We start from the raw sequence: 20,284 nt of genomic DNA on the forward strand, positions 1-20,284 counted from the left end.
CCTCCAGCAGGCTGGAGGTCCTACCTTACGAGCGCGGTACAGGACCGTGGATCCGTTGAGAGGAGACGACGTGCTGGACGCCGGACGTATGAAGGAGGGGCTGCGCGAGCACGCCCGCGGGCTCGCCGGCGCGGCCGGGGCCGCCGCCCCGTCGCTCGGCGGCGTCGGCACGCGCGTGCCGACCTGCCCGGAGTGGACGCTGCGGGATCTCGTCGGGCACGTCGGCCAGGCGCACCGATGGGCGTCCCACCTGGTGCGGACCGGCGGCACCGTCGTCCTGAACGATCTCCCCCGCACGCTGCCGGACTCCCCCGCGGACTGGCCCGGCTGGCTGGACGACGGAGTGGAGGACCTGATCGGCGCGGTCGACGCGAATCCGGACCGGTCGGTCGATCATCCCGTTCTCGGGACGTGGCCGACCGTCATGTGGCTGCGCCGGATGACGCACGAGACCGCCGTCCATCACGCCGACGCGGCGCTCGCCGCGGGGACGACGTTCGCGGTGGCGCCCGACCTCGCCGGCGACGCGATCAGCGAGTTCCTCGGGCTGCTGACGTCGGTGACGGCGGCGGCCCGCAAGCCGGAGCTGGCCGAGCTGCGCGGGACGGGCGAGACGCTGTGCCTGCGTCCGGCCGAGCCGTCCCTTCCGGGGTGGCTGATCACCCGCACGCCCGAGGGGGCGGTCTGGGAGGAGGGAACGGGGGACGCGGACATGACCGTCGCGGGGCCCGTCCAGAGCCTGCTGCTCGTGTTCGCCCGGCGGCTCGCCCCGGACGACGCCTCCGAGGTGAAGGTGACGGGTGACGCGTCCCTCCTGGACCACTGGCTCGCCCATACGGCGGTCTAGCCCGAGCGGGCTGCGCGGCCCCGGCGGGCCAGCACGGTCAGGCGGCAGGCACGGTCAGGCGGCGGTGTCCGGCACGGCGAGGACGGCCTGGATCTCCAGCGCGATCGTGATCTCGTCGCCGAGCATGACCCGGTCGCCCTGCAGCGGGACGTCGATCTCGATGCCGAATCTGCGGCGGCTGATGACGGCGGTCGCGGTGAAGCCCGCGCGGATCCCGCCCCGCGAGTCGGAGCCGACGCCGCGGAACTCGGTGAGCAGCCGGACCGGGCGTGTCACGCCCCTGATCGTCAGGTCGCCGGCGAAGTGGTAGCGGGGCGTGCGGGCGCGGCGGCCGGCGGTGGCGCGCTCGACCCCCGTGCCGGTGAAGGTCATGATCGGGTGCCGCCGGACGTCCAGGATCCCGGCGGAGCGGACGTGCCTGTCCCGTTCGGGGTTGCGGGTGTCGATCGAGCCCATCCGGATCTCCGCTCGGGCGGTGGAGTCGAGCGGGTCCTCTCCGATCACGACCTCGCCCTCGAAGTCCGGGAAGGTGCCGCGCACCGTCGCCATCAGCTGCCGGACCGTGAAGATGATCCTGGAGTTGGCCGGGTCGATGATCCAGCGGCCGGCTTCGAGGTCGGACACCTCGACACCCATAAAAATCCCCCAAACTGGTGATAACCAGGAAAACTACCTCAAATCACACCTGGTCTGACGGGCCGCCCCCGGGGAATGCTCGGTTACATGATCGGTGAACACGTCCTCGCCGGATACGTGCACGACGCGGGCGGCAGGGAGGCGCTCGACCTCGCGCGCGGGATCGTCGCGCTCACCGGCGGCCGGCTGAGCGTGGCGACCGTCCACCCGCCGGACCTCCCGGCCGCCGCCGGCGAGGCCCGCGCCGTGCTGGACCAGCTCGCCGACCTGCTGGACGGCCGGCCCGCCGACCTGATCGTCCAGGAGGGGCGCAGCGTCGGGCGCGGGCTCACCGTGCTCGCCAGCCGGATCGGCGCCGATCTGATCGTCGTCGGCTCCCCCGAGGGCGGCGCCCGCGGCCGCATCGGCGTCGGCGCCGCCGCCGACCACCTGCTGCACTCGGCGACCGAGGCCGTGATGCTCACCCCGTCCGGCTACACCCCGCCGGACGAACTGGGCCGGATCACGGTCATGTACGTCCGGCGGCCCCAGTGCGACGAGGCCGTCATCCGCGCGTCGCAGGCCGCCGAGCGGCTGGAGGTGCCGCTCCGGCTGGTCACGCTGGCGATCGGGGACGTGCCCGCCGATCCGCTCCGCGACGATCTGGCGCTCGCCATCCGGCTCGCCGTGGACTCCGCCGACCTGCTCCCCGAGGAGGTGACCGCCGAGCTCGCCGAGGGCGACGACGTGGCCGAAGCCCTGGCGGACGTGGACTGGCCCGAGGGCGAGCTGCTCGTCTGCGCGTCGAGCGAGGACGCCGCCGCGCACCGCGTCTTCGTGGGGGAGGTGGCCCTCAAGATGCTGCGGGCCGCCCCGTGTCCGGTCGCCGTCCTTCCACGTGGCTACTACTGAGTAGTCCGTTTTGACCGTTTCCCTGGAACCGCTTGCCGCCCCCCGTTTACCTGGGCTAAATTCCGTCGAGATCGGAACGTGACCATTGGCACGGGTCGCGTTCCGTCCCGGTCGGGCGCCCTGCCCGAACGAGCGAGGCGCAGGGGGCGCGATGGACCCGGTCGGCAAGAAGCTGCTCGAAATCGCCAAGAAGGAACTCGGTTACACCGAGAAGGGCGACGGCTACACCAAGTTCGGCGAGTGGTACCGCAAGAACGTCGACGGCGACCACGACGAGTACTTCTCGACGGCCCCCTGGTGCGACATGTTCCTCGCCTGGGCCGCCGACAAGGCGGACGTCACCGGCCAGGCCGGGCAGTTCGCCTCCACCGTCGAGCACGCCCAGTGGTTCAAGCAGCACGACGCCTGGGGGCACGACCCCGAACCGGGCGCCATCGTCTTCTACGACTGGAGCGGCTCCGGCGACACCGACCAGATCGACCACGTCGGCATCGTCGAGAAGGTCGACGGGCGCACCCTCCACACCATCGAGGGCAACGCCGACGGCTACAAGCTCATGCGCAAGACCCGCGACATGGACACCGTCGTCGGCTTCGGGTACCCGTCCAAGATCAAGGTCGAGGCCAAGTACACCCCGCGGCACGCCGCGCCCGCGCCCACCGTCGACAAGGTCGGCGCCCCGGCCACGTCCGCGAAGGCCCACGAGACCGAGCACGCCGCCACCGCCGAGCAGCTCCCCGCCCAGGACGTCGTCCTCGGCGGCATCCTCGCCTTCGTCCTCTGCGGCACCGTCGCCCTCGCCGCCGGCCGCGCCGCCGCCGCGAAGGCCCCGACGACGCCGCCGATCCGCGTCCGCAAGCGCGGCAGGCACCACCGCCCCGCCGCCCCCGTCGCGCTCCCCGCCGACGTCACCCCGGCCGACCTCGACGCGGCGGACGCCGGCACCACCCTCATGCCCGCCCTCTCCCTCGCCGCCGCCCACGAGGCCGAGGACCGGGAGTTCTGGGGCCGCATCGCCCACCTCGAAGAGGACAGGGAACTCGACTTCTGGAACACCCTCCACGCCGAGCTCACCGAGTCGGAGGACGGTCATTACGCAAGCACTCCCGGATTCCGCTAGAGTTGTCCGTGCGAGCCCGGGGGGCGACCCCCGGACGGCACGCGGACGTGGCTCAGTTGGTAGAGCATCACCTTGCCAAGGTGAGGGTCGCGGGTTCGAATCCCGTCGTCCGCTCTGAGAGGCCCCATCAGGCCTCGCTCTGGTGGAGTGGCCGAGAGGCGAGGCAACGGCCTGCAAAGCCGTGTACACGGGTTCAAATCCCGTCTCCACCTCGCAGCATGCACAAGGGCGATTAGCTCAGTGGGAGAGCGCTACCTTGACACGGTAGAGGCCACTGGTTCAATCCCAGTATCGCCCACCTCGAAGTTGGGAGCGGTGTGGTCGGAGCTGATGCTCCTTCCCCGTCGCTCCTTCGTCGTTTCACCCCCCCCGGGCCCGGCGGGGGCTATGCTCCCCCAGCTCAGGCTCCCGTTCAGGGCGGGGTCAGCAGTCTGTCGACGAGGATGTGCAGGTGACGGCGGAAAGAGGCGACGGCCTTGGGGTCGTCGGCTCGGCGCACGCCCTGGGCGCGGTCGAGGATGCCTGAGCCGAGGAAGCCGTGCACGCACCAGATGATCGTGCCGAGCACGAAGTAGGGGTCGACGTCCGGCGGGACCACGCCGCGGAACTTGGGGGCGGCCAGGTGGAGCAGCGGACGGGCGTAGCGGTCCTCCACGTCCGGGATGTCGGCGGCGTCGTCGACCCAGCGGTGGGCCCACAGGGCGCGGTTGCGCGGATGCTCCAGGTAGAAGTCCAGGTAGGTGTCCACTATCTGGTGGACGGCGTCCAGGCCGGGTTCGGCCTGGGACACGACGGATTCGAGCATGGCGCGTTCGGCCTCGGCGGCCCGATCCATCACCTTCAGATAGATCGCGCGCTTGTCCCCGGCGACCTCGACGATCGCCGCGGGGGTGGTCCCCATGGCGTCCGCGATGAGCCGCAGGGACGTCCCGTCGTAGCCGACTTCGCCGAACAGCCTGCCCGCCACTTCGATGACCTGCTGTCGTGACACGGCATTCGCCATGCCGTCACCGTACGCAGTATCCGCCGGAGTGGAATGCGCCGTTAGTCATGATGAGGTCAAGTCATGGCAACGCGTCTGCGACGGGGCTCGTCGTCCCGGCGCGCGCCGGACTCCAGGAGCGGATCGCCCGGCTCTGCCTCGTCCCGTCCTAGTCATAGGAGGCCAGGGTGCGGGCGTGGAGGCTCAGGACGTGGCTGAACAGGGCGGGGGCGTGCGCGCCGGCGGCGTCCGGGAGGACGTCGGGGGTGAGCGTCCAGTCCGTGCCGACCCATGAGTCGCCGATGGCGTCCTCGCTGGACGGGAGGTTGTTGCACGTCTGGCGGAGTCTGAGAGCGCGCACGGACTCGGCGGCCGGGGTGTCGGTCTCCACCAGCAGCACCGGCACGCCGGCCGCGGGGCCGTCCTCCACCAGGCGCAGGAGCTGGTGCGCGTTCTCGCCGTCGAGCGCGGCGCCGGCGTCGAGGATCATCACCAGGCGGACGGGCGGGCCGTCGCCGGGCCGGTTCTCCTCACCGCCGCCGATCCTGCGCAGGTCGACCAGGTCGAGCAGGCGCCGGATCCGCTCGGCGGCCCCGGTGCCGACGGCCACACCGCCGCCCAGCAGCCGGGCGGACGTCGCCGGGTCGAAGCCGTGCAGCCAGCCCGCGCCGGACAGCCCCGCCGCGTCGATCACCTCGAGGCCGACGAGGCCGGGCGGGGCGGCGGCCAGGAACCGGGTCGCCAGCGACCAGGCGTAGGCGACGGAGTCGCCGGGCATCGTGCCGCGCGAGATCCACATGCCGCGCCGCCAGGGCAGCCGCAGGACGAGCGGTATCCGCAGGTCGGGCAGCTCGGCGGTGGACAGCCGGCCGAGCAGCACGCCGTCGGCGAGGTCGGTGCGGGGCCGCCAGGTCAGCCAGGACGGCGCATCGAACGGCGCCGCCTCCGCGGCGACGTGCGGCTCCACCCGGGCCAGCTCGTCGCGGAGCTGCGCGGCGTCGGCCCGCAGGCGCTGGTCGGCGGCGGTCATGAGCTCGTCGAAGCGCCCGCGGGGACGCCGTCCGGCGATCTCCTCGTTGCGGACGGTCAGCGCGTGCTCGGTGGCGGAGCGGAAGGCGGCCAGCGAGCGGCTCGCGTCCTCCCAGATGAGCCAGCAGCGTTCGAGGTAGTCGACCTCGCCGGCCGGTGGCGGCGGCGGTGGCTGCTGCGCGGGTGGCTGCGGGGGCTGCGGAGGCCGCGGAGGCTGCGGCGGGGCCGGCCGCGCGGGCGGCGGCACGGGCGGCGGCACGGTGGCGGGAGGCGGTGGCGCCGGAGGTTCCGGCTCACCCGGGTCGTCGACCTCGATGCCGTGCGCCGAGACGAGTTCGGCGAGGCCGCCGGCGTAGCCCTGGCCGACGGCGCGCACCTTCCACCGGTCGGCCCGGCGGTAGATCTCCAGGCCGATGATGGCCGTCTCCGGCCCGAGACCCCGCACGGTGAAGGCGGCCACCCGGGCGCCGTCGCCGGTGGCCAGATCGACCTGCGGCGGCGGCATCGTCCCGAACGCGGCCGCGCCGGTGAGGCTGACCGCGATCAGCACCGCGGTGACGTCGGCGGGGACCGCGTCCAGGTCGAGTTCGACGCGCTGGCCGCCGCCGCCCGTCCAGCGGACGCCCGGCGCCTCGGGGGCGTTGAAGAACACCAGGTCGGCGTCGGAGCGGACGCGCAGGTCGGGGCCGACGAGCAGGGCGCTGACGTCCACGGGCGCGGCGCAGGAGACGGTCGCGGTCACCCGCCGGGCGGGCAGCGCAGCGTTGGCGCCGCGGGTGAGTTCGGTCATCGGCGGTCAGGCGTGGGCGGCGATCGCCGGGAGCATGTCCTGGAACGTGCGGCCGTGGCAGGGCTCGCCGATCGCGTTCATCTTCCAGCCGCCGTTGTGCCGGTAGATCCGGGCCATGATCATGGCGGTGTGGGCGCCACCGCCGGTCAGCGTGTACCGGGCGAGTTCACCGCCGTCGAGCTCGTTGACCAGCCGGCAGAAGGCGTTCTCCACCTCGTTGAAGCTCTGGCCGTTGAACGAGCTGACGGTGAACACCAGCGAGGTGACGTGCACCGGGAGGCGGTTGAGGTCGACGATGACCGACTCGTCGTCGCCGTCGCCCGCGCCCGTCAGGTTGTCGCCGGTGTGCCGGACGGAGCCGTCGTCGCTGACGAGCTTGCCGAAGTACACCACGTCGGCGAGGTTCGCGTCGGCGAAGAGCACGCAGGACGCGTCGAGGTCGATGTCCCGCTCGCGGGAGCCGAAGAAGCCCTTCTTCTTCACCGCGTCCCAGCCCAGGCCCATCCGGACCATGCTCAGCGCACCGCCGGGCTTCTCCAGCGAGATCCGCTGGCCCTTCACCATCGAGACCGTCACAGCCGTCGCCTCCTCGCTCTCCCCTGTGCCGCGCTGACCCCGAGAGCGCGCCGGCCTGAACGCACCCCGCTCGCCGCGGCGGCGGAAGGTGCGAGCAAAGCCTTGCAGCCGATCCGCCCGTTGTCACCTGATCCACTGGACCCGGCGACTCCGGAGCGGAGCGGCGTCAGGCCCGGGAGGCGGCGGGCGTACCGGTGGCGGCGTGCTCGGCGGGCGGCCGGGTGGAGCGCCGCGGGAGCGTCATGGCGATCAGGGCCGCGACGACCGCGACGCCGCAGCCGATCAGCAGGCCGGTGCGGAAGCCGCGACGATGCCGGCCGAGGCGAGCACGCCGACGATTTCCCCGGACGGGCGGTGGACGTGTAGTCGTCGTCCACGTGAGCTCCCTTCTGCCGGACCTGAAGACCGAAACTTGTGCGCCCTACATATAAAGTGGCTGGTGCACAAGTCATGCATGATGCACGTCACTGTGGTAGGGATGGTGCCGTGGACAAGCCCACAGACCTGATCGAGTACGAGACCATGCTGCTCAGCCGGCACCACATGGCCACCCGCCGCGCCCGGCGCACCTCCGGGGCCCTGGAGCAGAGCGCGTACGTACTGCTCAGCCGGCTGCGCATCGAGGGCCCGATGTCCATCCGGGAGCTCAGCGAGGCGTTCGACCTCGACCCCTCCACCCTCAACCGGCAGACGTCCGCCATGCTGCGCGACGGGCTGGCCGAGCGCATCCCCGACCCGGCGGGCGGCATCGCCCGCAAGTTCCGCATCACGGCCGAGGGCGAACGCCGCCTGGACGAGGAACGCGGCCGGATCGTGCGGGGGGTTGACAAGATCATGGCCGGCTGGACCCCCGAGGAGGTCACCGCGTTCGCCGGCTACCTGCAGCGGTTCAACACCGACATCGAACGGCTCGCCGGCAGGCCCTGGCCCCGTCCCTGACCTGACGACGCCCGCGGCACTGGGTGGGCATTTGCGAAGATTGCGCCTTTTGGTCAGATTGTTGATCGTCGTCGCGAGTGTGCCTAAATTGACAGGACCGGTCCCTTCCCCCCGGAAGGAGCAACGTCATGTCCGTGCGCACCGCACCACCGTTCCGGGCCGACCATGTCGGCAGCCTGCTGCGTCCGCCGGAGCTCCTGGCCGCCCGAGAGGACCACGCCCGGGGGCGCATCGACGACGCGGCGCTGACCGCGGCCGAGGACGCCGCCGTCCGCGACGCGGTCGCCATGCAGCGGGAGGCGGGGCTGCGGTCGGCGACCGACGGCGAGTTCCGCCGCACGTCCTGGCACATGGACTTCATCTACCGGCTCGGCGGGATCAGCCCGGCCGACGACAAGATCAAGGTCCGGTTCCACAACGAGGCCGGGGACATCGAGTTCAGCGCGGCGGCGCTGCGGGTGCACGGCAAGGTCCGGCTGGAGGAGACGATCTTCGCCGACCACTTCGCGTTCCTGCAGGGCGTGACCGGCGACGGGGTGACGCCGAAGCTGACGATCCCGTCGCCGAACATGGTGCACTACCGGGGCGGCCCGGCGTCGATAGACCCGGAGGTGTACCCCGGCATCGAGGAGTTCTGGTCCGACCTCGCCGCCGCGTACGCCGAGCAGGTGCGCCGGCTCGGCGAGCTGGGATGCCGGTACCTGCAACTGGACGACACCAGCCTCGCCTACCTCAACGACCCGGCGCAGCGCGCCATGATCACCGAGCGGGGCGACGACGCCGAGCACCTGCACCTGCGCTACATCGAGCAGATCAACGCCGCGCTGGACGGACGTCCCGAGGGCATGAACGTGACCACCCACATGTGCCGGGGCAACTTCCGCTCGTCCTGGACGGCGGAGGGCGGCTACGACTTCGTCGCCGAGGCGCTGTTCGGCGGGCTGGACGTGGACGGGTTCTTCCTGGAGTACGACGACGCCAGGTCCGGCGGCTTCGAGCCGCTCCGGTTCGTCCCGCCGGGCAAGATGGTCGTGCTCGGGCTGGTCACGACCAAGCGCGGCGAGCTGGAGTCCAAGGACGACCTCAAGCGCCGCGTCGACGAGGCGTCGCGGTTCGTGCCGCTGGAGCAGATCTGCCTGTCGCCGCAGTGCGGCTTCTCCTCCACCGTCGAGGGCAACGTGCTGACCGCCGGGGAGCAGGCCGCGAAGCTGCGCCTCATCGCGGAGACCGCCGAGGAGATCTGGGGGTGACCGGGCGCCCGCGCATGGACGCGCCCGTCCCCGAGCAGCCGCCGGCGTCCCCGGACGGCACGCGGGCCGTCCGCCCGCCCATCGACGCGGGGCACTGGTGGCGGCGGCTCGCCGATCTCGCCGCGCGGCGCCGGGTGCCCGGCGCGTCGCTCGGCATCCTGCGGCTGCGGCCCGGCGGCGAGGACGAGCTGGCCGAGGCCGCCTACGGCCTCCTCAACAAGGACACCGGCGTGGAGACGACGACCGACTCGGTGTTCCAGATCGGGTCGATCACGAAGGTGTGGACGACGACCGTCGCGATGCAGCTCGTGGACGAGGGCCTGCTCGACATCGACGCCCCCGTCTGCGAGGTGCTGCCCGAGCTGCGGCTCGCCGACCCCGACGCCGCCAAGCGCGTGACGACGCGGCATCTGCTGACGCACACCAGCGGCATCGACGGCGACGTGTTCACCGACACCGGGCGCGGCGACGACTGCCTGGAGAGGTACACGGCCGTGCTGGCGGACGTGGCGCAGAACCATCCGCTGGGCGCGACCTGGTCGTACTGCAACTCCGGGTTCTCGCTGGCCGGCCGGGTGATCGAGAGGCTGACCGGACGGACGTGGGACGAGGCGATGCGCGAGCGGCTCTTCGCGCCGCTCGGCCTGCGGCGCACGATCACGCTGCCGGAGGAGGCGCTGCTGCACCGCGCCGCCGTCGGGCACGTGAGCGCCGACGGGGCCGAGCCGTCCCGGGCCCGGGTGTGGCAGTTGCCGCGCTCGGCCGGTCCCGCCGGGCTGATCGGCTCGTCCGCCGCCGACGTGCTCGCCTTCGCGCGCATGCACCTGACCGGCGGCCGCACCCCGGGCGGGGCGCGGCTGCTGAGCGAGGCGGGCGCCGCCGCCATGGCCGCCGAGCAGGCGGAACTGCCGGACAGGCGGACGCTCGGCGACTCGTGGGGCCTCGGCTGGTTCCGGCTGACCTGGGACGGGCGCGGGCTCATCGGGCACGACGGCTCGACGATCGGGCAGAACGCCTACCTGCGGGTGCTGCCGGACGACGGCCTCGCGGTCGTGCTGCTCACCAACGGCGGCGACAGCGACGGGCTGTACGAGGACCTGTACCGGGAGATCTTCGCCGAACTCGCCGGCATCGCGACGCCGGCGCCGATCGGGCCGCCCGCCGAACCCGTCACCGTGGACGTCGAACGACACCTCGGCACCTACGAGCGGGCCAGTTCCCGGCTGGAGGTCTTCCGCGACGCGGACGGGACCGTCCTCCGGACGACGGTGACCGGTCCACTCGCCTCGATGGTGCCCGACACGGTCAAGGAGTACCGGATGGCGCCCGTCGAGGAGGACCTGTACGTCGCCCGGGATCCCGATACGGGGCACTGGATGGCCGTGACGTTCTACTCCCTCCCGACCGGCGAGCGGTACCTGCACTTCGGCGTCCGCGCCACCCCGAAGGTGGCCTGAACGGGACCGCCGCAAGGTGAACAGCGTGGTCGTTTCCCGGGTCAGAGCCTGACGTTTCGGTTAATGATGGGTGAAGTAATCGCCCTCGTCGGGGGTCGCGCCCGGCGGCCGGCAGTAGAGTCGCGGCGGATCCCGCGGCACGGCGGGCGCGGGACGGGGCTGGAGAGGAACCGGTTCGTTGAGCGTGATCAATGTCGGGCAGGCCATCGTCCTCGGCATCGTGGAGGGCCTGACCGAGTTCCTCCCGGTGTCCTCGACCGGGCACCTCAAGATCACCGAGGGCCTGATGGGCGTCCCGGTGGACGACAAGGCGGTCGTCGGGTTCACCGCCGTGATCCAGGTCGGCGCGATCGCGGCCGTGCTGGTGTACTTCTTCTCCGACATCGTCCGGATCGTCAGTGCGTGGGGGCGCGGGATCGTCGACCCGTCCGAGCGGTACCACCACGACTACAAGTTCGCCTGGTGGGTCATCTTCGCCACGATCCCGGTGGTCGTCGTCGGCGTCGCCGCCAAGGACCTCATCGAGGGTCCGCTCGCCTCGCTGTGGGTGGTCGCCGGGTCGCTGATCGGCGGCAGCATCGTGATGTGGCTCGCCGACCGGCTCGGCCGGCACAAGCGCGGCGAGGACGACACGTCCCTCACCGACGCGATGCTGATCGGGTCGTCGCAGATCCTCGCGATGCTGTTCCCCGGCTTCTCCCGGTCCGGGGCGACGATGTCGGTCGGGCTGATGCTGGGCCTCGACCGGGTCGCCGCGACCCGGCTGTCGTTCTTCCTCGGCATCCCCGCGCTGACCGGCGCCGGCGTCTACGAGCTGCCCACCGCGCTCGGCTCCGGCGTGGACGCGCTGCCGCTGGCCGTCGGCACCGCCGTGTCGTTCGCCGTCGCCTACGCCTCCATCGCCTGGCTGCTCCGGTTCGTGGCGCGGCACACCTTCACCTCCTTCGTGATCTACCGGATCATCATCGGCCTGCTCCTGTTCGGCCTGCTCGGCGCCGGGACGTTGAACGCCTGAGAGCCGCCGGGATGCGAAAGACTGTCACGGTCCACAGGTCCGACGAAGAGTGGAGCGCTGACAGCCATGGACGATGCGATGTGGGCCGGAACCGTCACCATCGCCGGGCACGCGCGCGGCGAGCTCGAGGCCTACCTCGCCAGGCCGCTGGGCAACGCGCCGCGCGGCGGCGTGGTGGTGATCCACCACATGCCCGGGTACGACCCCGGCACGAAGGAGTTCGTCCGGACGTTCGCCGCGCACGGGTACGCCGCGATCGCCCCGAACCTCTACTCGCGCGAGGGCGCGGGCGTGAGCCCGGACGACCAGGCCGCCGCCGCCCGCGCGAAGGGCGGCGTCCCGGACGAGCAGCTCGTCGGCGACGTCGCCGGAGCCGCCGCCCACCTGAACGCGCTGGAGCACGCGAACGGGAGGATCGGCGTGATCGGTCACTGCTCGGGCGGGCGCCACGCGTTCCTCGCCGCCTGCGTCCTGGACCTCGACGCCGCCGTCGACTGCTACGGCGCGTTCGTGGTCAACGACCCGCCCGAGGACTATCCGACCGGCGCCCGGTCGATCCGGTCCAAGGCGCCGAACCTGTCCTGCCCGCTGCTCGGCCTGTTCGGAGAGGACGACCGGTTCCCGGCGCCGGACGAGGTCGCCGCGCTCGACGAGGCGCTGACCGAACTCGGCAAGGAGCACGAGTTCCACACCTACCCGGGCGCCGGGCACGCGTTCTTCGCCGTCGAGCGGCCCGCGTTCCGGCCCGCCGCCGCCAAGGACGGCTGGGAGAAGATCTTCGCGTTCTTCGGCCGCCACCTGGCCGCCTGATCCGGCTCCTTGGCCGGCCCTCTGAGAGGAGAGACCATGTGCACCTACCAGACCGTGCGGGTGGAGCTGGACGGTTCGGCGAAGGGCGCGACCGGCTGGTTCACGCTCACCGACGGCGCCGTCTACGTCGACCACCCGTACCACGCCTGCCACGAGCACACGGTGAACATCGACTTCACCAACCCGGGCGAGGGCCCCTCGGCGCGCGTCGCGGTGGAGCTGACCGAGGAGGCGGCGCTGGCGCTGGTCGAGGCCGTCCAGAAGGCGCTCGCCGCAGCCCCGCCCGGCCTCGCGTCCTCCCGCGGCCCAGGCGCGGCATGACGCCCCGCGGGCGGGTGCGGCGCCGGGCCGCGCCGCCCGCTCCGACGAGCCGCCGCGCGCCGATTCCGGTGCCGAGGATTTCCGTGCCGCCATTTAAGGAAAGCCGAAAAGCGGAGAGCCGGGTAAGTCGATGAGATGAACTGGCGGCCCGGCGCGGCACACCGTACGTTGGCTGCATTGTTCGTTCGGGAGCCGCCCGCTCACGGTGCGCTCCGATGCGCCCGTGGAGAGGTCCGCAATGGAGAACCCGCTCGTCATCGACCCGTCCGGCAGCGACGTCCAGGGGGAGGCCGCGAAACTGCGGTCGCGGGGCCCGGTGACGCTCGTGGAACTGCCCGGCGGCGTCGTCGCATGGGCGGTGACCGGCCAGGAACAGCTCAAACGGCTGCTGGCCGATCCCCGGGTGTCGAAAAACCCGAATCTGCACTGGACCGAGTACATCAGCGGCGAGATCGCGGAGGACTGGCCGCTGCGCCTGTGGGTCTCGGTGCAGAACATGTTCACCGCCTACGGCGAGGACCACCGGCGGCTGCGCAACATCATCTCGCGGGCGTTCACCCCGCGCCGCACCGAGGCGCTGCGGCCGGACGTCGAGCAGATCACCGCCGATCTCGTCGACGGGCTCGCCGCGGCCCCCGGCGGGCGCGCCGACCTGCGCGAGGCGTTCGCCTACCCGCTGCCGATCGAGGTGATCTGCCGGCTGTTCGGCATCCCCGACGCGACCCGGCCGAGCCTGCGGCGCTGCGTCGACGGCATCTTCAACACGGCGCTGACGGCCCAGGAGGCCATCGCCAACCAGGTGGAGATGTACGGCATCCTGCAGGAATTCGTCGAGTTCCGGCGCCGCGAGCCCGCCGACGACCTGGCCGGCGTCCTCATCTCCTCGCGCGACGAGGCCGGCTCGCGGCTGAGCGAGGCCGAGCTGGTCGACACGCTGATCCTGATGATCTCCGCCGGGCACGAGACCACGGTGAACCTGCTCGACCAGGCGATCACGGCTCTGCTGACGCACCCGGAGCAGCGCGCGCTCGTCCGGTCCGGCGAGGTGCCGTGGTCGCAGGTGATCGAGGAGGCGCTGCGCTGGCAGGCGCCCGTCGCGAACCTGCCGCTCCGCTACGCGGTGGAGGACATCGACGTCGACGGCGTCACGATCGGGAAGGGCGAGGCGATCCTCGCCGCCTACGCGGCGGCCGGCCGCGACCATTCCCTGCACGGCGACGACGCCGACTCCTTCGACATCACGCGGGCGAACAAGGAGCACATCTCCTTCGGCCACGGCGTGCACTTCTGCGTGGGTTCCCATCTCGCGCGGATGGAGGCCGAGATCTCGCTGCCCGCGCTTTTCGAGCGCTTCCCCGATATGGAGTTCGCCGTCGATCCGAGCGAGCTGAGCCCGGTCGAGTCGTTCATCTCCAACGGCCACCGGTCGTTGCCGGTCAACCTGAATTCCTGATCTATTGCCGCGCGTTTCCCCGGCCCGACTGCGGAAACCGGGGAAACGCGCGGGATCGGCGCATGATCCGTCAGTCGGCGGCGCGGCGTGCCCTGGCCCGGCGTTTGCCCTCGTGCATCGCCTGGACCCGCGCGATCGGAATGGTGTGGCCCTGCTCGATCAGCTCGGCCGGAAGGGCCTGCGGTTCGGGCATGAGGTCCGACCAGGGGTCGCGGCCCGCGAGCAGCCCCACCGCCGTGCGGATCGTGAAGTCGGCCGGAGTGACGTCGTCGAGGTCGCTCCACGGGACGGGGAACGAGACCGGCGTACCCGGGCGGACGCGCGGGCTGTAGGCGGCGACCACCGTCGCGCCGCCCGCGCGGGTCGAGTCGAGGAACACCCTGCCGCCCCGGTCCTCGCGGATGAACGCCGTCGTCGCGAGGCCGGGGTCGAGCCGCTCGGCGCGGACGCCCAGCGCGCGCGTCGCGGCGGCGACGTCCTCGACGGAGGCACGGCCGTCGAGCGGCACGAACACGTGCACGCCCTTGGCGCCGCTGGTCTTGACCGCGCCGTCCAGCCCGGCGTCGCCCATCGCCTGCCGGACGAGGTGCGCGGCGCGGACGGCCGCACCGAACGCGTCACCTCCCGGCGGATCGATGTCGATCACCAGGTGGGTGGGCCGGACGGGCGCGTCCGCGCGCGAGAGCGGCGGGTGGTACTCGACGGCGCGCTGGTTGGCGAACCACAGCAGGGTGCGGCGGTCGTCGCACAGCGCGTACGACACCTCGCGCCGGGACGTCTCGGCCCACACCTTCACCGTCCGCACCCACTCCGGGGTGTACTTGGGGACGTTCTTCTGCATGAACGGCTTCTGGCCGCGCAGCACGCGGACGACCGACAGCGGACGCCCGGCGAGCTGCGGCACGACGCGCCCGGCGACGGCGTCCAGATAGTCGACCAGGTCGCGCTTCGTGGCGTCCGCCCCCTCGAACAGGGGCTGGTCGAGGTTCGTCAGCCGAACCCCGTCACGCTCCTCATCGGCGCTCACCCCACCACCTTCGCACGCGCGTCCGACATCCCGATCGCGGTAGCGTCGCAGGCATGTACATTCCGGCGCATTTCTCTGCAGGCGACCCCGGGGTCACGGAGCTGCTGGCCGGGTGCGACGCGGCCGACCTCGTCACCGTCACGCCGCGGGGGCTCGTCGCGACGTTCCTGCCCGTCCTTTACGACCCGGCGGTGGGCGAGCACGGCGCGATGCTGGCGCACGTGGCGCGCAACAACGACCAGTGGCGCGAGCCCGCCGCCGGCGAGTCGCTGTTCATCGTGCACGGGCCGGACGCCTACGTGTCGCCGACCTGGTACCCGTCCAAGCGCGAGCACGGGCGCGTTGTGCCGACGTGGAACTACCTGACCGCGCACGTCTACGGCCGGCTCGTCGTGCACGACGACCCCGCGTGGGTCGAATCGATGGTCCGCCGCCTGACCGACCGCCACGAGGGCGGCCGTGAGCCCGCGTGGTCGGTGGACGACGCCCCGTCCGGGTTCGTCGCCGGGCAACTCCGTGCGATCGTCGGCCTGGAACTGGTCATCAGCCGGGTCGAGGCGAAGGCGAAGCTCAGCCAGAACCGCCCGGACGCCGACCGCGCCGGCGTCGTCGAGGGCTACCTGGCCGAGGGCGACACCGCCATGGCCGAGGCCGTCCGCGACGCCTAGCCGAGCGGGACGAGGGTGGTGGTGACGCGGGGCACGTGGCCGGCGGCGCAGGTGTGGGAGGCGATGTCGGCGCCCACTTCCAGCGCCGTGGGGATCAGGCGGTTCGTGCGGAAGCCGAGCCCGGGGTCGCGGAGCATCGGGTTCGCGCCCGGGATCACCTCGGCGAGCAGCACGAACGTCGGGTCGATGACCTTGGTGACGCCGTCGTCGTCCTCGACCTCCACCCAGGCGTGCACGAGGTCGGGCAGGCCGACGACCCAGCCGATCCGCGTCCTCGCGGGGATGCCCTCCTCGCGGCACAGGCGGGCGATGTAGCGGCTGGCCGAGCCGCAGCTCGCGAACCCGCGCGGGACGAGGGACTCGTCGTCCCGCATGGCCTCGGGCAGGCGGAGCCAGCGCAGTTCCGCGCCCATGAACTCGCGCAGGATCGCGCGCAGCGCGGGCGAGCGCAGCACGGGGCAGTCGCCGACGGTCCGCAGGACGGCGGAGAGGGTGAGGGCGGGGCCGGACGCGCGGGCGGTGGCCGCCGTCCCCGCCGGGACGTTGCGCGCCGCACCGGCCGGATCGGCCCGGACGTGGCGGACCTTGCCGCCGTAGGCGCCGGTCCGCGGCCGGGCGAGGGTGTTGTGCGCACCCGGACGGCAGCCGTCCGGGGCGCCGCAGGCGACGCGCAGCTCGAACCGGGACATGCGGGGCGCGATGAGGTCCTCGCAGGAGGAGCGGGTCCAGCGCAGGGCGGACGCGACGGTCCGTTCGATCCCGGTGCGCCGGGAACCGGAGTAGAGGGCGAGGTTGAAGATGTCCCTGGAGTCGAACCGTTCCCGGCCGCGCTCCCCCGTGGCCGGGAGCCCGTGCCGGACGAGGCCGGACAGCGCGTCCTGGTCGCAGGCGAGCATCGCGGCGGCATCGGCCCGGGAGGTGTCCGGCCGGTGGTGCTCCGGGGGGATGACGAGGAGCCCGTCGAGCGTGCGCAGGAGCGGGTGGGCGATGGCTCGGGCCATGTCAGCGCTTCACGAACCGGTAGTCGGACGGGTCGAGGCTCCGCGTCCGCCGCCGGTAGTCGAGCATGGATCCCGGCCAGTTGCTGGCGTTGCGGCTGCCGCCCTGCAGGTACCAGCTGTTGCAGCCGCCGGCGTTCCAGACCGTCCCGCCGAGGCGGCGCTGGAGCCGTTCGTCGAATTCGGAGAGCACGCCCTCGCGGACGTCCATGTACAGCACCTCCGGATCGTGCAGCGCACGAACGGCCTGCACGATGTAGGCGATCTGGCTCTCCAGCATGTGTACCACTGACCCGGAACCCACGTTGGTGTTGGGCCCGTACATCAGGAAGAAATTCGGGAAGCCCGCGACGGCCAGGCCGAGGTAGGCGTGCGGCCCGTCCTTCCAGGCGTCGTCGAGCACGCGGCCGTCCAGCCCGGCGACGCGCATCGGGGCGAAGAAGCCGTGCGACCGGAAACCCGTGCCCATGATGATGGTGTCGACCTGGTGGGTCCCGCCGTCGGCGGTGACGACCGCGTCGGGCGTGACCTTGACGATCGCGCTGGTGACGACGTCCACGTGCGGCAGGTTGAGGGACCGGTAGTAGTCGCTCGACACCAGGACGCGCTTGCAGCCCAGCTCGTAGCCGGGCGTGAGGCTCCGGCGCGTCTCCTTGTCGCGCACCGACCACCGCGTGGTGCGGCACAGCGCCCGGACGTGGGCCGAGAGCACCCGGCGGCCGCGCGGGGAGATCAGCATCGGGTTGAGCAGCACCTCGAACCAGAGGAACACCCCGAGCCTGGACAGCCGCTGCAGGACCGGGAACCTGCGGTTGAGCCAGGAGCGGGCCCGGGGGTAGCGGCGGTCCCACTTCCAGCCCACCCACTGCGGCTCGCGCTGGAACACGGTCAGTCTCGCGGCCTTCGGCGCGATCTGCGGGACGAACTGGACGGCGCTCGCCCCGTTGCCGACGACGGCGATGTTCCGTCCGGCGAGGTCATGGCCGTGGTCCCACTCCGCCGAGTGGAAGACGGTTCCGGCGAACGACTCCAGGCCCGGGATGTCGGGCACGGACGGGCGGCTGAGCTGGCCGCACGCCGAGACGAGCACGTCCGCCGTGGACGTCTCCCCTTCGGCCGTCCGCACGTTCCAGCGTCCCGCCGCGGCGTCGAACTCGGCTCCGGTGACCTCCGTCCCGAACTTCATGTGCTCCATCACGCCGTACTTGCGCGCGCACCCCCGCAGGTAGTCGAGGATCTCCGGCTGCGGCGCGAACCTGCGCGACCAGTCGGGCTTCTGCTCGAACGAGTAGGAGTACAGATGCGAGGGGGCGTCGCAGGCCGCGCCCGGGTAGGTGTTCTCCCGCCACACGCCGCCGACGTCGTCGCCCCGCTCGAACACGGTCAGCTCGGTGAAGCCGGCGCGCCGCAGCGCGATGGCCAGCCCGAGTCCGCTGAATCCGCTTCCCACGATCGCGACAGACGGCCCGCCCATGACAACGTCCCTTCATCTCCCAGGCCACCCTAACCCCCCGTTGGCGCTCCGCCAATAGTCACCCGAACGGCATTCAGTCGCCCCCTCGGGAGGCGTCCGCACCCGTGTGATCAGCGCGGACGCCAGGGCGACTCGGGCAACGTGGGACGAGGGTCGGCGGTCACCTGGAGGGCGTAGGTGGGGGTCGCCGCCCGGTCGACGGGCCCCAGGTAGGCGTGCCCGGTCAGGTGGCACCAGGCGGGCAGGTCGATGGGGGCCGCCGGGTCGCCGGCGAGCAGGTGGACGACCGTGCCGGGCGCGAGCCCGGCGAGGCGACCGCGCAACTCCAGCAGCAGGCGCACGCAGGAGCGGTCTCCGCCGTCGATGACCACTGGGTCCGCGCTCATTCCCACACCCCCGGTTCTAGCAGGCCGGTGGGTGAAATATATGGGTTTGCTACGACAGGCGGTCAGGGAAGGGTGGCGCGGGCCATCTCCCCGGGCTCCGCGCCGGCCTGGGCGACCACCACGCCGTCCGGCCTGCGGATGCTGGAGTGCCCCACCGCCGGGTCGTAGCCACCGCCGGTCGGCCCCGCGAAGCTCGCGAGGGCGACCCAGATGCCGTGACCGGTCGCGGCACGGTGGGCGCGCTCGTCCAGGACGGCGGCGTCGTCCTCGCACACCGCGCCTACATAGGCGTCGATGCCGAGCGCGGCGGTGTCGGCGAGATGCTGCGAGACGCCGGTGTCCTTGCAGATGGCCAGGCCGAGGCGCAGGCCGCCGACGGTGATGACGGCGGGCTTGCCGCCGGGTTCGAACCGTTCGGCCTCCGCGTCGCCGAGCCACATTTTGTGGTAGGCGACCGTGATTCCGCTGGCATCGACACGGAGCATCGCGATGTGCGAATCGACAGGAGCGCCCACCAAGGCGATGCTGTCCGTCTCGGAACAGGCTTCGATCAGCGGTGTCAGGCGCGGATCAGCGCAGCTCAGACTCTCGGCGTCCAGCTCATATCCGGTCAGGGACAGTTCGGGGAAGACGACCAGACCGGCGCAGGCGGCGCGGATCGTCCGCGCGTGCTCGGCCACGTTACGGTCGATGTCGAAGGAGGCGCAGGGCGGCTGGACAGCGGCGAGGGCGAGCATCAGGCATCTCCAGAACGGACAAATAGGAATGAAACGCGAGTGAACGGGATCGTCGGCGAAATGACGGAGGGACGTCCTAGACTTGACCCTTTCTTTCAGGTTACGTCCAGGATCGGGGCTTACAGTCGCAGTGAAGTACCCCCCGTTGTCATCCAGGTGAGGAAACCGGCTTTGGGGCGAACCATGGATCTCGGAGTAGCGCGGGTGGAGAGCAGCGACGCCTGCGGAACGCTGACGTTCCCCGAGGAGGTCGACCTCAGCAACGGCGAGGCGATCCTCGAGCAGGCCATGGGGCTCCTCGACTCCGGGACACCGGCGCTGATCCTCGATCTGACCGGCTGCACGTTCTGCGACTCCAACGGGCTGAACGTGATCACGCGGTCCCAGATGCGGGCGAGCGAACTCGGCGTCTCGATGTGGGTGGTGCTGCCGCAGCGCGGCATCGTCCGCCGGGTCTCGGACGTGGCGGGGCTGCAGCGCCGGGTCGCGATCGCACCGGACGTGGCGACCGCGCGCGAGGCGCTGACCACGCGCAGCTAGCGGCCCGCACCCGGCCGGTCCCGGCTCGATCCCGCATTGGGTCCGGCGGATTCCGGCCTCCCGGACGCCGCCCTCCGGCCCGGCGGTTCTTTGCATGATCTTGTGGTGCCGAGGATGCCGGGGAGTTGCGAACGGGGCATGGATGTCTGGGACCGGCACCGAGGGACGGCGCCGACGAGCGGGAGCGGACACATGCAGGTGAAGCTGGAGGGCGAGCTCGGTCGCATCCCGATCCTGGACGTGGCGCCGGTGGTGGGGTGCGGGCGGTGGCCGGCGAAGGCCGTGGTGGGTGAGACGGTCGAGGTGTCGGCGACGGTGTTCCGTGAGGGGCACGAGAT

General features: G+C 72.0%; 22 protein-coding genes and 3 tRNA genes. 16 read left to right on the forward strand and 9 right to left on the reverse strand.

All coding sequences use genetic code 11. The features are described 5' to 3' along the window. Positions 1 to 55 precede the first annotated feature (55 nt). Entirely contained in the window at positions 56 to 847 is a 792-nt protein-coding gene (locus SM418_RS34695; protein ID WP_371945797.1) for a maleylpyruvate isomerase family mycothiol-dependent enzyme, read from the forward strand. 54 nt (positions 848 to 901) lie between these two features. Here the strand turns inward: SM418_RS34695 and SM418_RS34700 are convergent, their stop codons facing one another. Next, a complete protein-coding gene (locus SM418_RS34700; protein WP_371966139.1) occupies positions 902 to 1,483 on the reverse strand; it encodes a YceI family protein in 582 nt (193 codons plus the stop codon). Positions 1,484 to 1,570: 87 nt separating this feature from the next. Here SM418_RS34700 and SM418_RS34705 point away from each other — a divergent pair, with 87 nt between their 5' ends. The 5 genes from SM418_RS34705 (at position 1,571) to SM418_RS34725 (ending at position 3,792) form a co-directional block, all read left to right on the forward strand. After that, on the forward strand, positions 1,571 to 2,374 hold the full coding sequence (locus SM418_RS34705; protein WP_371945795.1) for a universal stress protein: 804 nt from the start codon (positions 1,571 to 1,573) through the stop codon (positions 2,372 to 2,374). 151 nt (positions 2,375 to 2,525) lie between these two features. Beyond that, the gene (locus tag SM418_RS34710; protein WP_371945794.1) at positions 2,526 to 3,494 is read left to right on the forward strand and encodes a CHAP domain-containing protein; all 969 of its coding nucleotides are present in this window, start codon (positions 2,526 to 2,528) and stop codon (positions 3,492 to 3,494) included. A gap of 41 nt (positions 3,495 to 3,535) precedes the next feature. Continuing rightward, a tRNA-Gly gene (locus SM418_RS34715) sits at positions 3,536 to 3,608 on the forward strand. A gap of 27 nt (positions 3,609 to 3,635) precedes the next feature. Further along, positions 3,636 to 3,706, forward strand: a tRNA-Cys gene (locus tag SM418_RS34720). A 14-nt stretch (positions 3,707 to 3,720) separates the two neighbouring features. Beyond that, positions 3,721 to 3,792 (forward strand) — tRNA-Val (locus SM418_RS34725). 114 nt (positions 3,793 to 3,906) lie between these two features. Here SM418_RS34725 and SM418_RS34730 read toward each other — a convergent pair. The 3 genes from SM418_RS34730 to SM418_RS34740 form a co-directional block, all read right to left on the reverse strand. Further along, complete coding sequence (locus tag SM418_RS34730) at positions 3,907 to 4,497, reverse strand: TetR/AcrR family transcriptional regulator (protein ID WP_371945793.1); 591 nt, start codon at positions 4,495 to 4,497, stop codon at positions 3,907 to 3,909. Positions 4,498 to 4,645: 148 nt separating this feature from the next. Beyond that, a complete protein-coding gene (locus SM418_RS34735; RefSeq protein WP_371945792.1) occupies positions 4,646 to 6,295 on the reverse strand; it encodes a TerD family protein in 1,650 nt (549 codons plus the stop codon). A gap of 6 nt (positions 6,296 to 6,301) precedes the next feature. After that, a complete protein-coding gene (locus SM418_RS34740) occupies positions 6,302 to 6,871 on the reverse strand; it encodes a TerD family protein (RefSeq protein WP_371945791.1) in 570 nt (189 codons plus the stop codon). A 486-nt stretch (positions 6,872 to 7,357) separates the two neighbouring features. Here SM418_RS34740 and SM418_RS34745 point away from each other — a divergent pair, with 486 nt between their 5' ends. The 7 genes from SM418_RS34745 (at position 7,358) to SM418_RS34775 (ending at position 14,116) form a co-directional block, all read left to right on the forward strand. Beyond that, a complete protein-coding gene (locus SM418_RS34745) occupies positions 7,358 to 7,810 on the forward strand; it encodes a MarR family winged helix-turn-helix transcriptional regulator (RefSeq protein ID WP_371945790.1) in 453 nt (150 codons plus the stop codon). A 128-nt stretch (positions 7,811 to 7,938) separates the two neighbouring features. Next, positions 7,939 to 9,060, forward strand: a complete 1,122-nt coding sequence (locus tag SM418_RS34750; protein ID WP_371945789.1) for a 5-methyltetrahydropteroyltriglutamate--homocysteine S-methyltransferase — start codon at positions 7,939 to 7,941, stop codon at positions 9,058 to 9,060. After that, positions 9,057 to 10,517 (forward strand): serine hydrolase domain-containing protein, encoded by a 1,461-nt coding sequence (locus SM418_RS34755; protein ID WP_371945788.1) that lies wholly within the window; start codon positions 9,057 to 9,059, stop codon positions 10,515 to 10,517. The genes SM418_RS34750 and SM418_RS34755 overlap by 4 nt, the downstream gene beginning before the upstream one ends. Positions 10,518 to 10,701: 184 nt before the next feature. Continuing rightward, positions 10,702 to 11,532 (forward strand): undecaprenyl-diphosphate phosphatase, encoded by an 831-nt coding sequence (locus SM418_RS34760; protein ID WP_371945844.1) that lies wholly within the window; start codon positions 10,702 to 10,704, stop codon positions 11,530 to 11,532. Between the two features lie 66 nt (positions 11,533 to 11,598). Continuing rightward, positions 11,599 to 12,342: a dienelactone hydrolase family protein gene (locus tag SM418_RS34765; protein WP_371945787.1), complete on the forward strand. Its 744-nt coding sequence runs from the start codon at positions 11,599 to 11,601 to the stop codon at positions 12,340 to 12,342. 36 nt (positions 12,343 to 12,378) lie between these two features. Then, positions 12,379 to 12,663 (forward strand): DUF6295 family protein, encoded by a 285-nt coding sequence (locus tag SM418_RS34770; RefSeq protein ID WP_371945786.1) that lies wholly within the window; start codon positions 12,379 to 12,381, stop codon positions 12,661 to 12,663. Between the two features lie 223 nt (positions 12,664 to 12,886). Continuing rightward, the gene (locus tag SM418_RS34775; RefSeq protein WP_371945785.1) at positions 12,887 to 14,116 is read left to right on the forward strand and encodes a cytochrome P450 family protein; all 1,230 of its coding nucleotides are present in this window, start codon (positions 12,887 to 12,889) and stop codon (positions 14,114 to 14,116) included. Between the two features lie 70 nt (positions 14,117 to 14,186). Here SM418_RS34775 and SM418_RS34780 read toward each other — a convergent pair whose 3' ends face one another. After that, positions 14,187 to 15,143: a DNA polymerase domain-containing protein gene (locus SM418_RS34780; protein WP_371945784.1), complete on the reverse strand. Its 957-nt coding sequence runs from the start codon at positions 15,141 to 15,143 to the stop codon at positions 14,187 to 14,189. 53 nt (positions 15,144 to 15,196) lie between these two features. Here SM418_RS34780 and SM418_RS34785 point away from each other — a divergent pair, with 53 nt between their 5' ends. Further along, positions 15,197 to 15,811 carry an FMN-binding negative transcriptional regulator gene (locus SM418_RS34785; RefSeq protein ID WP_371945783.1) on the forward strand — a complete coding sequence of 205 codons (615 nt, stop codon included), beginning with the start codon at positions 15,197 to 15,199 and terminating at the stop codon, positions 15,809 to 15,811. Here the strand turns inward: SM418_RS34785 and SM418_RS34790 are convergent. The 4 genes from SM418_RS34790 to SM418_RS34805 all read right to left on the reverse strand — a co-directional run bounded on the left by SM418_RS34790 (position 15,808) and on the right by SM418_RS34805 (position 19,406). Then, complete coding sequence (locus SM418_RS34790) at positions 15,808 to 16,812, reverse strand: transglutaminase-like domain-containing protein (RefSeq protein ID WP_371945782.1); 1,005 nt, start codon at positions 16,810 to 16,812, stop codon at positions 15,808 to 15,810. The two genes, SM418_RS34785 and SM418_RS34790, sit on opposite strands and share 4 nt — an antisense overlap. 1 nt (position 16,813) lies before the next feature. Further along, positions 16,814 to 18,283: a flavin-containing monooxygenase gene (locus tag SM418_RS34795; protein ID WP_371945781.1), complete on the reverse strand. Its 1,470-nt coding sequence runs from the start codon at positions 18,281 to 18,283 to the stop codon at positions 16,814 to 16,816. A gap of 110 nt (positions 18,284 to 18,393) precedes the next feature. Next, positions 18,394 to 18,669, reverse strand: coding sequence for a sulfurtransferase TusA family protein (locus tag SM418_RS34800; protein ID WP_371945780.1), 276 nt, complete (start codon positions 18,667 to 18,669; stop codon positions 18,394 to 18,396). A gap of 62 nt (positions 18,670 to 18,731) precedes the next feature. After that, positions 18,732 to 19,406 (reverse strand): carbon-nitrogen hydrolase family protein, encoded by a 675-nt coding sequence (locus tag SM418_RS34805; RefSeq protein ID WP_371945779.1) that lies wholly within the window; start codon positions 19,404 to 19,406, stop codon positions 18,732 to 18,734. A 183-nt stretch (positions 19,407 to 19,589) separates the two neighbouring features. Here SM418_RS34805 and SM418_RS34810 point away from each other — a divergent pair, with 183 nt between their 5' ends. Both SM418_RS34810 and SM418_RS34815 read left to right on the forward strand, forming a co-directional pair. Next, positions 19,590 to 19,946 (forward strand): STAS domain-containing protein, encoded by a 357-nt coding sequence (locus SM418_RS34810; protein ID WP_371945778.1) that lies wholly within the window; start codon positions 19,590 to 19,592, stop codon positions 19,944 to 19,946. A 192-nt stretch (positions 19,947 to 20,138) separates the two neighbouring features. Then, the coding region (locus SM418_RS34815; protein ID WP_371966141.1) for a maltotransferase domain-containing protein at positions 20,139 to 20,284 on the forward strand (146 nt) is incomplete at its 3' end.

It is taken from the genome of Actinomadura chokoriensis, assembly GCF_041463665.1.
GTDB lineage: Bacteria > Actinomycetota > Actinomycetes > Streptosporangiales > Streptosporangiaceae > Spirillospora > Spirillospora chokoriensis_A.

Excerpts from the sequence above, each read along its gene's own strand:
- SM418_RS34790 (WP_371945782.1), bottom strand. The coding sequence starts at position 16,812 with ATGGCCCGAGCCATCGCCCACCCGCTCCTGCGCACGCTCGACGGGCTC.
- SM418_RS34785 (WP_371945783.1), top strand. The coding sequence starts at position 15,197 with ATGTACATTCCGGCGCATTTCTCTGCAGGCGACCCCGGGGTCACGGAG.
- SM418_RS34795 (WP_371945781.1), bottom strand. The coding sequence starts at position 18,283 with ATGGGCGGGCCGTCTGTCGCGATCGTGGGAAGCGGATTCAGCGGACTC.
- SM418_RS34765 (WP_371945787.1), top strand. The coding sequence starts at position 11,599 with ATGGACGATGCGATGTGGGCCGGAACCGTCACCATCGCCGGGCACGCG.
- SM418_RS34770 (WP_371945786.1), top strand. The coding sequence starts at position 12,379 with ATGTGCACCTACCAGACCGTGCGGGTGGAGCTGGACGGTTCGGCGAAG.
- SM418_RS34800 (WP_371945780.1), bottom strand. The coding sequence starts at position 18,669 with ATGAGCGCGGACCCAGTGGTCATCGACGGCGGAGACCGCTCCTGCGTG.
- SM418_RS34705 (WP_371945795.1), top strand. The coding sequence starts at position 1,571 with ATGATCGGTGAACACGTCCTCGCCGGATACGTGCACGACGCGGGCGGC.
- SM418_RS34735 (WP_371945792.1), bottom strand. The coding sequence starts at position 6,295 with ATGACCGAACTCACCCGCGGCGCCAACGCTGCGCTGCCCGCCCGGCGG.
- SM418_RS34810 (WP_371945778.1), top strand. The coding sequence starts at position 19,590 with ATGGATCTCGGAGTAGCGCGGGTGGAGAGCAGCGACGCCTGCGGAACG.
- SM418_RS34805 (WP_371945779.1), bottom strand. The coding sequence starts at position 19,406 with ATGCTCGCCCTCGCCGCTGTCCAGCCGCCCTGCGCCTCCTTCGACATC.
- SM418_RS34700 (WP_371966139.1), bottom strand. The coding sequence starts at position 1,483 with ATGGGTGTCGAGGTGTCCGACCTCGAAGCCGGCCGCTGGATCATCGAC.
- SM418_RS34730 (WP_371945793.1), bottom strand. The coding sequence starts at position 4,497 with ATGGCGAATGCCGTGTCACGACAGCAGGTCATCGAAGTGGCGGGCAGG.
- SM418_RS34750 (WP_371945789.1), top strand. The coding sequence starts at position 7,939 with ATGTCCGTGCGCACCGCACCACCGTTCCGGGCCGACCATGTCGGCAGC.
- SM418_RS34710 (WP_371945794.1), top strand. The coding sequence starts at position 2,526 with ATGGACCCGGTCGGCAAGAAGCTGCTCGAAATCGCCAAGAAGGAACTC.